General features: G+C 70.0%; 11 protein-coding genes. 6 read left to right on the top strand and 5 right to left on the bottom strand.

Annotated features, from left to right (window positions below):
- Positions 1–76 precede the first annotated feature (76 nt).
- From ABT254_RS32620 to ABT254_RS32630, 3 genes are all read left to right on the top strand, one after another.
- Positions 77–730, top strand: a complete 654-nt coding sequence (locus ABT254_RS32620; protein ID WP_351478019.1) for a bifunctional DNA primase/polymerase — start codon at positions 77–79, stop codon at positions 728–730.
- A gap of 81 nt (positions 731–811) precedes the next feature.
- The gene (locus tag ABT254_RS32625; protein WP_351478022.1) at positions 812–1585 is read left to right on the top strand and encodes an ABC transporter ATP-binding protein; all 774 of its coding nucleotides are present in this window, start codon (positions 812–814) and stop codon (positions 1583–1585) included.
- Positions 1582–3177 (top strand): transporter, encoded by a 1596-nt coding sequence (locus ABT254_RS32630; RefSeq protein ID WP_351478024.1) that lies wholly within the window; start codon positions 1582–1584, stop codon positions 3175–3177. The genes ABT254_RS32625 and ABT254_RS32630 overlap by 4 nt, the downstream gene beginning before the upstream one ends.
- Before the next feature lie 149 nt (positions 3178–3326).
- Here ABT254_RS32630 and ABT254_RS32635 read toward each other — a convergent pair whose 3' ends face one another.
- A complete protein-coding gene (locus tag ABT254_RS32635) occupies positions 3327–4199 on the bottom strand; it encodes an alpha/beta fold hydrolase (RefSeq protein ID WP_351478027.1) in 873 nt (290 codons plus the stop codon).
- A gap of 587 nt (positions 4200–4786) precedes the next feature.
- Positions 4787–5479, bottom strand: a complete 693-nt coding sequence (locus ABT254_RS32640; protein ID WP_030941023.1) for an iron-dependent transcriptional repressor DtxR — start codon at positions 5477–5479, stop codon at positions 4787–4789.
- Between the two features lie 225 nt (positions 5480–5704).
- Between ABT254_RS32640 and ABT254_RS32645 the strand changes: the two genes are divergently transcribed.
- Positions 5705–6460, top strand: coding sequence for an SIS domain-containing protein (locus ABT254_RS32645; RefSeq protein ID WP_351478030.1), 756 nt, complete (start codon positions 5705–5707; stop codon positions 6458–6460).
- 171 nt (positions 6461–6631) lie between these two features.
- Here ABT254_RS32645 and ABT254_RS32650 read toward each other — a convergent pair whose 3' ends face one another.
- Together ABT254_RS32650 and ABT254_RS32655 are read right to left on the bottom strand one after the other, a co-directional pair.
- Entirely contained in the window at positions 6632–8038 is a 1407-nt protein-coding gene (locus tag ABT254_RS32650; protein WP_351478033.1) for a PAS domain-containing protein, read from the bottom strand.
- 134 nt (positions 8039–8172) lie between these two features.
- Entirely contained in the window at positions 8173–9000 is an 828-nt protein-coding gene (locus tag ABT254_RS32655; protein ID WP_351478036.1) for a GNAT family N-acetyltransferase, read from the bottom strand.
- 259 nt (positions 9001–9259) lie between these two features.
- On the opposite strand from ABT254_RS32655, the gene iscB reads away from it, so the two are divergent.
- A complete protein-coding gene (iscB, locus tag ABT254_RS32660) occupies positions 9260–10939 on the top strand; it encodes an RNA-guided endonuclease IscB (protein WP_351478039.1) in 1680 nt (559 codons plus the stop codon).
- A gap of 478 nt (positions 10940–11417) precedes the next feature.
- Complete coding sequence (locus ABT254_RS32665) at positions 11418–12446, top strand: isopenicillin N synthase family dioxygenase (protein ID WP_351478042.1); 1029 nt, start codon at positions 11418–11420, stop codon at positions 12444–12446.
- A 138-nt stretch (positions 12447–12584) separates the two neighbouring features.
- Here ABT254_RS32665 and ABT254_RS32670 read toward each other — a convergent pair whose 3' ends face one another.
- Positions 12585–13685 carry a citrate synthase 2 gene (locus ABT254_RS32670; protein ID WP_351478045.1) on the bottom strand — a complete coding sequence of 367 codons (1101 nt, stop codon included), beginning with the start codon at positions 13683–13685 and terminating at the stop codon, positions 12585–12587.
- Positions 13686–13864 lie beyond the last annotated feature (179 nt).

Genomic DNA, 13864 nt, shown 5'->3' on the forward strand with positions numbered 1-13864 from the left:
CAGATACGGAATCAATGCTCCTCCCCCGCGCGCGCTACCCCCGTAACTCCAGGTGGATGCGGGAGTTGAGTTCACCGTGGAAGAGACGATCGCCGGCCCCGAAGCCGCTCAGATTCCGAAGCAGCGCGGGGAATCGCTGCAGGAGACCGCCGTCCGCTACGCCGAGGAGCGCCACTGGGACGTCTTTCCCGGCACCTGGCTGGAAGCCGTCGACGGGGTGTGGCACTGCTCCTGCGGCGACACCGCGTGCGCCGCGCGCGGCGCACATCCGGCGGACGACGACTGGGAGGCGCTGGCGACGGGCAGTGCGACCGTCGCCCGCCGGATGTGGCAGAAGCATCCGACGGCGTCGATCCTGCTGCCGACGGGCCGGACGTTCGACGCGATCGAGGTCGCCGAGACCGCGGGCTTCCTCGCGCTGGCGCGCATGGAGCGCATGGAGTTGACGCTCGGTCCCGTGACGTTGACGCCGGATCGCCGGATGCACTTCTTCGTGCTGCCCGGGGCGGCGGTGAAGATGCCCGAACTGGTGCGGAAGTTGGGCTGGTCGCCCTCTTCTCTGGATCTCGTTGCCCTCGGGGAGGGGGCGTATGTGGCTGCGCCGCCCACGCGGTACGGGGCGCGGGGGGCCGTCCAGTGGGCCTGTCGGCCCACGCCTGCCAATCGGTGGTTGCCGGACGCGGAGGAATTGATCTCTCCGCTTGCCTATGCGTGTGGGCGGGATCGGTAGATTCGCGGCTGCGGTTCGTGGTGGTTGCTCGCGCAGTTCCCCGCGCCCCTGCGGGGCACTACACACCCGTAGGGTTCTTGCATGACGTCAGCCGCCGTGCGCGTACAGGGACTGTGGAAGCGGTTCGGGCAGCAAGTTGCCGTTGCCGGGATTGATCTGGAGTTGCCCGCGGGGAAGTTCATCGGGCTCGTCGGGCCGAACGGAGCGGGGAAGACCACGACCCTCTCCATGGTGACCGGGTTGCTGCGGCCCGATCAGGGGAGCGTCGAGGTCGTCGGGCACGACGTGTGGCGGGATCCGGTGGCGGTGAAGGCGCGGATCGGGGTGCTGCCGGAGGGGCTGCGGCTCTTCGAGCGGCTGTCGGGGCGTGAACTGCTCGCGTACAGCGGGCGGTTGCGCGGCCTGCCCGGGGCCGAGGTCGACAAGCGGGCCACGCAGCTTCTCGACGTGCTCGACCTGGCCGGCGCCCAGCACAAACTCGTCGTCGACTACTCGACCGGCATGCGCAAGAAGATCGGCCTCGCGGCCGCGCTGCTCCACAACCCCGAAGTGCTCTTCCTCGACGAGCCGTTCGAGGGCGTCGACCCGGTTTCCGCCCAGACCATCCGCGGGGTCCTGGAGCGGTACACGGCGTCGGGCGCCACCGTCGTCTTCTCCTCCCACGTCATGGAGCTCGTCGAGTCCCTGTGCGACTGGGTGGCCGTGATGGCCGCCGGCCGTATCCGCGCGCACGGCACGCTCGCCGAGGTGCGCGGGGAGGCCTCCTCGCTGCAGCAGGCGTTCCTCGAACTGGTCGGCGCGGGCGGCCGCGACACCGGGTCGAACCTGGACTGGCTGGGCGGCGGCGCACGATGACGGGCGAGGCCAACCTCACTGCCGTCTTCGTACGGCTGAAGCTGTCACTGCTGCGCAACGGGCTCAGGCAGTCCGGCGGACGGCGGGCCGCCTATGTCGTCTCGGCCGTCGTCGTGGTGCTGTTCGGAGCGCTGCAACTGCTCGGACTGATCGCACTGCACGGGAACTCCCACGCCCTGTCCGTGGTCGCGCTAGTGGTGTCCGTGCTGGCGCTCGGCTGGGCGGTGATGCCGCTGTTCTTCCCCAGCGGCGACGAGACGCTCGACCCGACGCGCCTTGTGATGCTGCCGCTGCGGCCACGGCCGCTGGTGCGGGCGCTGCTGGCGGCCTCGCTGGTGGGCATCGGGCCGCTGTTCACGCTGCTTCTGCTGGCCGGTTCGGTGATCGCGGTCGCACACGGCGGTGCGGCGTACGCCGTCGGTGTCCTCGCCGTCGTCCTCGGGCTGCTGGTGTGCGTGGCCCTGGCACGGGCCGTGGCGGCTGCCAACATCCGCCTGCTGACCAGCCGCAAGGGCCGCGACCTGGCGGTGCTGAGCGGCCTGGTGATCGCGGTCGGCGCGCAGCTGGTCAACTTCGGGGCGCAGCGCCTGGGTTCCTCCGGGCTCTCGCAACTCGACCCGGTGGCGGACGTCCTGAAGTGGCTGCCGCCCGCGTCGGCCATCGGCGCGGTGGACTCGGTGAGCGACGGCTCGTACGGTGTCGCCGCCCTCCAACTCGCCCTGACCCTTGCCGCGTTGACACTGCTGCTCGCCGTGTGGTCACGCCATCTGACCCGGCTGATGACCTCGCCCGACGGCTCCACCCTCCAGGCCGCCGAACCCGCCGCCCGCGAACGGACCACCGGCGGCCTCGCCCGCCTCCTGCCGGCCGGCCGCACCGGCACGGTCATGGAACGCAGCCTGCGCTACATCTGGCGCGACCCCAAGACCAAGGCGGCCTGGGTGACCTCCCTCGCCATCGGCCTGATCGTGCCCGTGTTCAACGCCCTTCAGGGCACCGGCTCGATCTACTTCGCGTGCTTCGCCGCGGGAATGCTCGGCATCCAGATGTACAACCAGTTCGGGCAGGACACCTCCGCGTTCTGGATGGTCGCCACGACCATCTCCTCCGCACATGACGCCTACGTCGAGCTGCGTGGGCGGGCCCTGGCCCTGCTGGTGATCACCCTGCCGTACGCCACCCTCGTCACCGTCCTGACCACCGCGATGCTCGGCGACTGGCCCCGCCTGCCCGAGGTGCTCGGCCTGTCCTTCGCGCTGCTCGGCGCGATGCTGGCGACCGGCGCGTGGACATCCGCCCGCTTCCCGTACTCCATCCCCCAGGAGGGCTACAAGAACGTCGCCCCCGGCCAGGCCGGCCTCGCGTGGATCTCCATCCTCGGCGGCATGGTGTCGGCGGCCCTGCTGTCCGCCCCCGTCATCGCCGCGACGATCTGGGCCAACGTGGCCAAGGACGGTGACCGGTGGAGCTGGCTACTGCTGCCGGCGGGCGCGGCATACGGAGCGGGAATCACCCTGGCGGGCCTACGCCTGGCGGCCCCACGCACAGCGGCCCGCCTCCCGGAGATCCTGACGGCGGTGAGCAAGGGCTGACGGCCCTTGCTGACCCGGCTGACGGCGCCTTCCTGACGCGGGGGCCTGCAACGCGCCCATAGGGGCGCGGGGAACTGCGCGACAAGCCCCCACCAACCCGCACCCGCCAAACAACAGAACCCCCGAGCTATTAGGCGCCCGGCCCAGCCTCACGCAGTGAGCGCCGCATCCAGGAACGGTTCGATCGCCGCCCGCCAAGCCACCGGCTGGTCATAGTGCACAAGATGCCCCGCATCAGCCACCTCCGCATACTCGCCGAGAGGCAACACCCGCACCATCTCCTGCGCCTCGGCCCGCCCCAACTCCCCGTCGAGGCCGCGCACCACCAGCGCCGGGCACTGCACCTGCGCAAGCTCCTCCCAGTGCGCGTCGTACACCCAGGTCTCCCGGGAGCGGAGCATCTGCTCGTAGTCGAAGACGGGCCGCCAGCCGTCGGGCGACTCGTGCATCACCTCGGCGTAGAACTCCCCCCGCGCCGGATTCGGCCGCTCCACCCACGGATCGTCCTCGCCGAACCACTTGCGCACATCGGCGAGCGTGGCGAAGGGAACGGGCCAGGCCTTGAACCAGTCGGCCCACTCGCGCTGCGAGGCGGCCCCGAGCGCGGAGGCCCGCATATCGCAGATGATCAGGCCCCGGACCAGGTCGGGGCGCTTGGCGGCGAGCTGCCAGGCCGTCAGCGCACCCATCGCGTGGCCGATGAGAACGGCCGGGGCGAGGCCGAGCTGCTCGAGCGCGGCCTCGGCGTCCCCGACGTACGCCTCACGGGTGAAGGAGGCCTGCGGGGGCTTCTCGCTCTGACCGTGGCCGCGCTGGTCGAGGGCGACGGCGCGGTGCCGGCCGGAGAGCCAGCGGGCGGTGGACGCCCAGTGCGAGGCGCGGCCCATCAGGCCGTGCAGTAACAGCACACCGGGGATGTTCTCGGGCGCGGCTTGCGCCTGATCGGTCTTGGGAGGGTCGCCGAACTCCCAGGCCGCGAGGCGTACGCCGCCCGCCCCGGTCACGTCGATGCGTTGCGCCATCGTCCTGGCACCCCCCTAGCTCCGCTCGGACCGCCTCGCTCCCGCTCGAGCCGGCCGGTCCTGTGAACCGTGTCCTGCCGTGCCGTGCAGCTGCCTGTTCGTGTGAGCTCAGTTCCTGTGCGCTCGGTTCCTGTGCGCTCGGTGCTGGTGCGCCCACTCCTGAAGCGCACATTCCGCGTGCCGTGTCACCGCAGACTATCGAATGCGTATTCGAAAATACTGTGTCTGCGGGCAACACCCCTCGTACGAGTGACCTCGCCCGAGGAATGATCGCCGCCGCCGAGGGGAGATCTTCAGCGGGAGGCGGACCGCTCGGGGAAAACGGTCCGAAGGGGATGACCCTGAGAGCTCGGGGCTCCGGGTCAGCACAGGGGAGGACAGGCCCCGGCGCCACAGGGCGCCGGGGCCCTCCACACGTCTGCGGCACATCCTCCCCGACCCCCTCAGGTCATATGCCTCACGCGACAGCCTCGCACGCGAAACGTCCGAGCGCTGCGATTTCGACGCACCGGAACCAGACGCGGAAGAGATCGGCGACCGGCCCGCAGCACGCCTCAACCCCCCTGGAACAACGGAAGTTGACGGCTTCAGCGCTTGGCGACGAACACATGGGAGGCGACATCCGCCTCCAGCTCGGCCGCCTCACCGCCACTGCCCACCAGCACACCGCCCGCCGACTCCGTCACACTCACCACGGAACCGGGCTGCACACCCGCCCGCCGCAGCGTGTACATCAGCTGCGCGTCCGTCTGGATCGGCTCGCCGATACGGCGCACCACGACCGTCTTGCCGTCCGCGCCAGGGTCGAGATCCGCCAGCGACACCATGCCCTCGTCCAGGAACGGGTCCGCGCCGTCCTTCTCGCCCAGCTCCTCCAGCCCCGGGATCGGGTTGCCGTACGGCGACTCCGTCGGGTGCCGCAGCAGCTCCAGCACGCGCCGCTCCACGGCCTCGCTCATCACGTGCTCCCAGCGGCAGGCCTCCGCGTGCACCTGCTCCCACTCCAGGCCGATCACATCGACCAGCAGACACTCGGCGAGCCGGTGCTTGCGCATCACGCGCGTGGCGAGCCGACGGCCCTCGTCCGTGAGCTCCAGATGACGGTCCGTCGCGACGGACACCAGACCGTCCCGCTCCATCCGCGCCACCGTCTGGCTGACGGTCGGCCCGCTCTGGTCCAGCCGCTCGGCGATCCGGGCGCGCATGGGGACCACACCTTCCTCCTCCAGCTCGAGGATGGTGCGGAGATACATCTCCGTAGTGTCGATCAGTCCGGACATACGTGCCCCTCGATGAGATCTGCCGGAAGCACGACAGCTTCACGGCGCGTGCGCTGGCCCTGGCTTCAATTCTGACGCATACCACTGACAACCGTGCCTCGCCGTTGGAACCACGGCGTTACGCCCCGGCACTCACCCCCCGTATTGACACGGCACTGGTCCAGACCGCACGGTGATCCGCGACACATCCGCGCCCGGCCCCCACACCGCCCCGGAAGGACCCGCATGAGCGACGGCAAACTGGCCGACCAGTTCTTCGACGCCGCGATCGACCTCCTGCAACGGGTCCGGGACGAGGAGGCACAGTCCATCACGGCGGCCGGCACCCTGCTCGCCGACACCGTCACCGGCGGCGGCCGGCTCTTCGCCTTCGGCGCCGGGCACTCCTCCCTCGCCGCCCAGGACGTCGTCTACCGCGCGGGCGGGCTCGCCCTGATGAACCTGCTCGCCGTACCGGGCGTCGTCGGCGTCGACGTGATGCCGGCCACGCTGGGCTCCGCCCTGGAGCGCGTCGACGGCCTCGCGACCGCCGTCCTCGACTCCTCGCCGCTCCGCGCCGGCGACGCGCTGGTGATCATCTCCCTCTCCGGCCGCAACGCCCTCCCCGTCGAAATGGCCGTCCACGCCCGCGAGCTCGGTGCGAAGGTCATCGGCGTGACCTCGGTGGCGTACGCGACCGAGACCCGGTCCCGGCACAGGTCCGGCACCTATCTGCGCGACCACTGCGACATCGTCCTCGACTCCAAGATCCCGATCGGCGACGCCACCCTCACCCTCGACACCGTCCCCGCCCCCTTCGCCCCGGCCTCCACGGTCGTCACCAGCGCAATCCTCCAGGCCGTCATGGCCACGGCAGCGGGCACCCTCGCCGAGCGGGGCATCGAACCGCCACTGCTGCGGTCCGGAAACGTGGACGGCGGCCACGAGTGGAACGCACGGGTGATGCAGGAGTACGGCGACCGGATCTTCTACCAGCAGTAGCAAGCACCCCGCGTCGCCAGCCTGCGGGCAGCCATCGCCGTCCTAGCCCGCGGGCATGCGTGCCGCCTAGGGCGGCTCCCGACCCAAAGAGAGGCGGCACCCCGCCGGCGCGGGCGAGCAAAACCCACCCCCGGCTCACCCCACCGCCGTGCACCGCCAGGCAGACGTCGGCTACCCCCGCCCCACAACCCCCGCCAAATCCAACGCCGCGGCAATCCGCACGGCGACATCCTCCGCGTACACCGCGTCCACCCGCTCGAACCGACTCCGCCCACTCCCCCGCAGAAACGTCACGACCCCCAACGTCCGCCCCCGGCTCCGCAACACCGCGCACAACGCGTGCACGGCATCCGCCGGCCACTGCCGGGCCTCCGCCCACTCCCGCGCCTGCTCCGCCGGCACCGCACCCACGCTCGCCCGCACGGACCCCGTCCGCTCCACGCACTGCAACGCCGGATGCCCCTGCCCGTACCGCACCGGCAACCCCGCCTGCCCGGTCAGCAGACTCGGCCCCGGTGCCCCGGACGGCGTCGCGGCAACCCGCACCAGCCGTACGGGACCCTCCTCCGCCCCGTCGGCCACCGCACCGCCCGCCACCCGGTCGATCAGCGCATGGTCGGCGAACCCGGCGAGCGCGAAGTCCAGATGCACGGTCGCCGCCTCACCCGGGTCCTCGCACTCCGCGGCCGCCCGGGCGGCCCGGTGCAGCTGATTGGTCCTGAACCGCAGCAGCGCGGCCTCCTGCTCGCTCTGCTTGCCCTCCGTCACGTCCTGGAAGAGCCAGGCGACGCCCAACGGCACCGGCTCCTCCGCGAGCGGCGACGCCAGCCGTACGAAGCCACAGCGCCAGCACCGCCGCTGATCGCCCTCAGGCGTCCGCACACTCACCCAGATCTCGGCCGGTGCCGGCGGCGCACCCTCCGCGAGCACATGCGTGAGCGCGCTCTCCAGCTCCTCCACGCCCTGGGCGAGCAGCTCCCCCAGCGGCCGCCCGAGCGCCGACGTACGCCCGATACCGAGCGCCCGCGCCGCATGGGCGTTCACCACCGCGGGCCGCAGATCGGCGTCGACCAGCACGACACCCCAACTCGCGTCCTCGAACAACGCCTCGCTCAGCGCGATCGACCGCTCCAGATCGATCTGCGCATGCACCTCGCTGAAGGCGCAGTACACACCCGCGGGCTTGCCGTCGGGCCCGCGCACCGCCGCGGACTGCGTCCGCACCAGCACCCGCCCGCCGTCCTTCGTCAGCAGCGCGAACTCGTGGACCTGCCGCCCCGGGGCCTCCATGGCGGACATCAGCCGCCTCTCGACCTCCTCGGCGTCCGCGGGCCGCACAGCCCACCCCGCGAAACCGTGCCGGCCCACCGCCTCGGCCGCGGTCCACCCCAGAATCCGCTCGGCCTCACGATTCCAATGGGTGACGACCCCGCCCGCGTCGAAGGCACACAGCGCCGCATCCATCCCGTCGAGCAGCGCGGCCAGCAGATCGGAGCCGTCAGGGCCCACCGGGCCGGCCCGCTCGGGCTCATCAGGCCCCAGCTCGTCGGTGGTCCCACTACGCCGGGAAGCACTCACCTGGACCCCCTGCCAAGCTGCGTCCGCACGTACGGCGCGTCGGTTCGCTCACTCGCAATCATCTAACTGGAACGTGACGCAGCACACACCGAGTTCCCCAAGATTGAGGGAATCGTTGTAACACCCGCCGATCCCTATGATCCGGCCATCACCAGCCGAAGATCAATCCACAGATCGCTCTCGCCGTCCAGCACATACCGGTCGGTCTCGACGAACCCGCACTTCTCGGCGAACCGCAGCCCGCCCTCGTTCGCCGCCAGCACACACGTCTCGACCACTCCGGCACCCAGCACACGCGCGTGCGCCAGCCCCTTCTCGTACAGCGCCCGCCCGAACCCCCGCCCCCGGAACCCGGGCAACACCCGCGCGATCACCGTGGCCACACCCTCATCACCCACCGGCGGCCGCACGGTCGAACACCCGACGAGAACATCCCCCAGATACGCGTTCTCCAGCCGATACCGCCCGAGCCGCTCCCGCGCCTCGTCCAGGGACATGGCGGCAGGCGGCACGACCGCGTTGTGGACGAACCGCCACTCCTCCAGCATGGCCTCGGAGCCCACGGCTTCGATCCGCAGCGCCGGGCGCCGCGCGTACACCTCGATCTCGATCCTCATCCGGGGATCGGAAAGCCCACACACCATCATCGTCGCCGCCGGCCGCACCTCCCCGAACGCCCGCCGCAGAACGGGCCAGCACGGCTCGAAGTCCTCCCGCTCGGGCAGCAGATACCGCACGCGTACGACATCGGTGAGCCCGGACCCCGCCTCTGCGAGCGCCGCCCCGATGTTCCGTATGCACTGCTCGGCCTGCTCGACCACATCGTCGGAGATCGTCATGGTGGCGTAGTCGAACCCCGTGGTCCCCGAGACGTGCACCCAGTCCCCGTCGACCACGGCGCGGGCGTAGCCGATCTGCTCCTCGAAGGTCGAACCGCTGAGGATCACTCGTCGTTCCGTCATGGTCGAAAAGCTAAGTGAGCAGGGCGACTTGTGATAGCGGGTTATGCCGGGCGAGCTAGCAGTGAGATCGGCTGATCATTCGAGGATTTTGAGTTCTTCGCACGAATGAGCGCCATCTGGCGGTTTGGACACCTGCTTACGGCTTGATCACTAGCGTCGGTCTCACACGTTGAAAGGAGGTCACTCGCTCCCCAGCCGGAAAGGCTGCCGAGTGACCAGCCCAAGTCATCACGATCCGAAGATCAGGGAGGTGCCCCAGATGACTACGTTTCCTGCAGGCGAGCAGACCCACCAGGCTGTGCTTCCTCAGCAGCCTGCTCTGGAATCCGTGGGAGCAGACACCCCTGGGAGCAGGGACGAAACGGCTCACGGACACCCCGCCACCGCGCGGGGCACCGGTAGGAAACATGGGCGAGGGGAGACCGGCGGGCACAGCACCAGGGCCCGTCGGCGTCACGCCAAGAACGTTGCCACGGCAGCGGACGCGGCAGAGAACGGGAGCGGTGACGCTCCCACGCACGACCAGTCGTACACGGGTGGTGTCGGCGCAAGCCGAGTCTTCGTCCTCTCCAAGGACGGACAACCCCTCATGCCCTGCCACCCCGCCCGCGCCCGCGAACTCCTGAGCAAGGGACGGGCCGTGGTCGCTCGGCAGGTCCCCTTCACCATCCGGCTGAAAGATCGCACCCTCGCCGACTCAGAAGTCGACGGCGTCCAATTACGCATCGACCCCGGCTCCAAAGGCACGGGGCTCCACCTCACAGACGAGAAGAAGGAGACCAACGGCCAAGGTGCCACTGTCACCGTCCGACGCGGGCTGATCTCGGTCGAACTCCAGCACCGCGGCGACCAGATCCGCATGTGCATGCAACAACGCGCCGGATACCGACACAGAAGGAGATCGGCCAACTGCCGCTATCGAGCCCCCCGCTACAACAACCGGCCCCACCCGACGGGATGGCTACCCCCCTCTCTGCGGCACCGCGTCGACACCACCTTGTCCCAAGCAACTCGTATGTGCCGCTATGCCCCCGTCACCGAGATCCACATGGAGAACGTCTCCTTCGACACCCACGCCATGAGTGCGGGCAGACCTCTCTACGGAGCCGAATACACACAGGGCCCGCTCGCCGGGACCACAGTCCGCGCCTACCTCAACGCCAAGTGGAACAGCGCCTGCGCCTACTGCGACGCCACTGAGGTGCCCCTGAACATCGAGCATCTACGGCCACGCAGCCGAGGCGGCTCAAACCGCATCTCCAACCTCGTCCTCGCCTGCGTGCCCTGCAACAAGGCCAAAGGCAGCAGATCCGTCGAGTCCTTCCTCGCTCACCGCCCCGACCGATTGGCCCAGATCCTCGAGCAAACTCAAGCATCGCTCCGCGACGCCGCCGCCATGAACAGCACTCAGCGGCGCCTCACGGAGGAATTGGAAAGTCTCGGCAGGCCCGTACACACCTGGCCGGGGGAGCTGACCAAGTCAAACCGCGATGCAATGCGCCTCGACAAGACGCACACACTGGATGCCCTGTCCGTCGGCCGTCTCGATCACGAGAGCGGGGACGCGATCGTACGGTTTCCCTCGCGGGTGCTCGTCGCCAAGGCCACCGGACGCGGCTCCTACGCACGCACCACTCCCGACCGGTACGGATTCCCACGTCTACGGCGGGCTCGTGCGAAGCGGCACTTCGGATACGTCACCGGAGATCTTGTGCGCGCCACCATGCCCTCCGGTAAGTGGGCCGGAACCTGGACTGGACGCATCTCCGTCCGCGCCAGGGGACAGCACAGTCTCAGTACACGAGCGGGGCGGATCAACGTCTCCCACTGGAATCTGCGGCTTCTACAGCGAGGTGACGGCTACGGGTACACCGACCGACCGGAAGCCCTGCCGAGATATCTCCAAAAATGCCTTGAGCGCCATCCGCTTGCTGCTTAGTGTGGCGACCACGTGAGAGAGGAGGTGATCGGGTAAATGAGTGAAACCCGGACGCGCGAGGTGGCTGCGGGCTAGCGGCCCGCCACCACACCCAGTGCGGTGCCGGACCAGCGTGTGCGAGCAACACGCAGCCGGCCTAATCCAACGCAGTCACCCGACCCGCGAGCTCGCCGGTACGTCCGGCCGGCTCCCCCGCCGCAAGGCAGGGGGAACCGAGCTCGCGGGTCGTCTGCGTTCTCGGGGTGCGGGAAGATCTGCGGCAGTGAGCAGCGCCACGTACAGATTCTTCGGTGAGCAGTACTCTGAGCACATGATTTTGCTCGTTCGACGCCGCCATGTGGACTACGTCCGCGTCACGAGCACGGGCTGTCGGCGCTCCGCCTGACCCAACCCCCGTTCTCTTCACCCTTTTCGGCACCGGGCCCCGCCCCACCCTCGGCGGCTGCCTCCTGCCCCGTTCACCTTGCGGACGCACCTCATGACGTACAGCGCGACGATCCCGTCGTACCAGCAGCTCCCGATCATCGACCTCTCGGCCGCCGACCGCGGCCCCCAGGCCCGTACGCTGCTCCACGCCCGGCTGCACAGCGCCGCCCACGACGTGGGTTTCTTCCAGCTCGTCGGACACGGAGTCGGCCCCGCCGAGACTGACGGGCTCGTACGAGCCATGCACGCCTTCTTCCGGCTCCCCGAAACCGACCGGCTCGCCCTCGACAACATCAACTCGCCGCACTTCCGCGGCTACACCCGCACTGGCGACGAACGCACCGCCGGTGCCCGCGACTGGCGCGACCAGCTCGACATAGGCGCCGAACGCCCCGCCCGCACGCCCGGCCCCGACGAGCCCGCCTACTGGTGGCTGCAGGGCCCCAACCAGTGGCCCGCCGCCCTGCCCGAACTGCGCACCGCCGCGCTCGCCTGGATCGACCGGCTGAGCACAGTCGCCCAGCGGCTGCTGCACGAACTGCTCACCGCGATCGGCGCCCCGGCCGACTTCTACGACCCGGTCTTCGGCACCCACGCCCACCCGCACCTCAAGCTCGTCCGGTACCCGGGAACCGCTGGTGACGGCGCCGACCAGGGAGTCGGCGCCCACAAGGACTACGGTTTTCTGACCCTCCTGCTGCAGGACCAGGTCGGCGGTCTGCAGGTGCAACGGGAGGACGGCGTGTTCCATGACGTGCCGCCCCTGGAGGGCGCCTTCGTCGTCAACCTCGGCGAACTGCTGGAGGTGGCGACCAACGGATACCTCGTCGCCACCAACCACCGGGTGGTGAGCCCGGCGGGGGCCACGGAGCGCTTCTCCGTGCCCTTCTTCTACAACCCGCGCCTGGACGCCCGCATCAAGCCCCTGCCCTTCCCGCATGCCTCCACCGCACCCGGCGTGACCGACGACCCGGCGAACCCCCTCTTCGCCGAATACGGCTACAACGAGCTCAAGGGCAAGCTGCGAGCCCACCCGCTGGTGGCGGAACGGCACCACGGGAACCTGCTGACGCCGGTGTGACAAGCGCTGGTGGGGGCGCGGGGCTGCATGATTTTCGGCTCCGCCGCGATGGGGCTCCCCCGCTCGAGCGAAGTCGAGAGTGGGGGAGCGGCCAGCCGTAAAGCATCCGCAGTCGCCCGCGCTTCTTAAGACACCCGGTCAGTGGGCGATGCCGTCGTACCCTTCGATCTCCCGCGGACTACGCGGCCCCGGCCCCACGTACCGCGCGGACGGCCGCACCAGCCGGCCCGTCCGCTTCTGCTCCAGGATGTGCGCCGACCAGCCGGCCGTACGGGCGCACGTGAACATCGAGGTGAACATGTGCGCGGGCACCTCGGCGAAGTCGAGAACGATCGCCGCCCAGAACTCGACGTTCGTGGCGAGGACGCGATCCGGGCGCCGTGCGTGCAGCTCCGCCAGTGCCGCCTTCTCCAGTGCCTCGGCGACCTCGAACCGCGGAGCGCCCAGTTCGCGGGCCGTACGCCGCAGCACGCGCGCGCGTGGGTCCTCGGCGCGGTACACGCGGTGTCCGAAGCCCATCAGCCGCTCGCCCTTGTCGAGGGCCTGCTTGACGTAGGCCTCCGCGTCGCCGGTCCGCTCGATCTCCTCGATCATGCCGAGCACACGGGAGGGCGCGCCGCCGTGCAGCGGGCCGGACATCGCTCCTACGGCCCCGGAGAGCGCCGCGGCGACATCCGCCCCGGTGGAGGCGATGACGCGGGCCGTGAAGGTGGACGCGTTCATGCCGTGCTCGGCGGCAGAGGTCCAGTAGGCGTCGACGGCGGCGACGTGCTTGGGGTCGGGCTCGCCCCGCCAGCGGATCATGAAGCGCTCGACGACGGACTGGGCCTTGTCGATCTCGCGCTGCGGAACCATCGGCAGACCCTGCCCGCGCGCGGACTGGGCGACGTACGACAGCGCCATGACGGCGGCTCGGGCGAGGTCCGCGCGGGCCTGCTCGGCGTCGATGTCGAGGAGGGGCTTGAGACCCCAGACGGGTGCCAGCATGGCCAGCGCCGACTGGACGTCCACGCGGATGTCGCCGGAGTGCACGGGGATCGGGAACGGCTCGGCGGGCGGCAGGCCGGGGTTGAAGGCGCCGTCGACGAGCAGTCCCCACACGTTTCCGAAGGAGACGTGACCGACCAGGTCCTCGATGTCGACGCCCCGGTACCGGAGGGCGCCGCCCTCCTTGTCCGGTTCGGCGATCTCCGTCTCGAACGCGACGACTCCCTCGAGTCCGGGTACGAAGTCGGACATCAGGCGGCTCCTCGTGATGTGTACGACGGATGGGTGGGGCAGATGTACTGCGGAAACGGCGGCTCGGCCGCTGGATCCCCGGTCGGTCGTGCGACTCGCGGTCCTCGGTGGCCACCCTGGTCATGCCCCGCGCGGCTGGTCGCTCAACCAGAACGCACCAGCACGATATCCCCGAGTGC

It is taken from the genome of Streptomyces sp. NPDC001137 (genome assembly GCF_040298885.1).
In the GTDB taxonomy this organism is placed as follows: Bacteria; Actinomycetota; Actinomycetes; order Streptomycetales; family Streptomycetaceae; genus Streptomyces.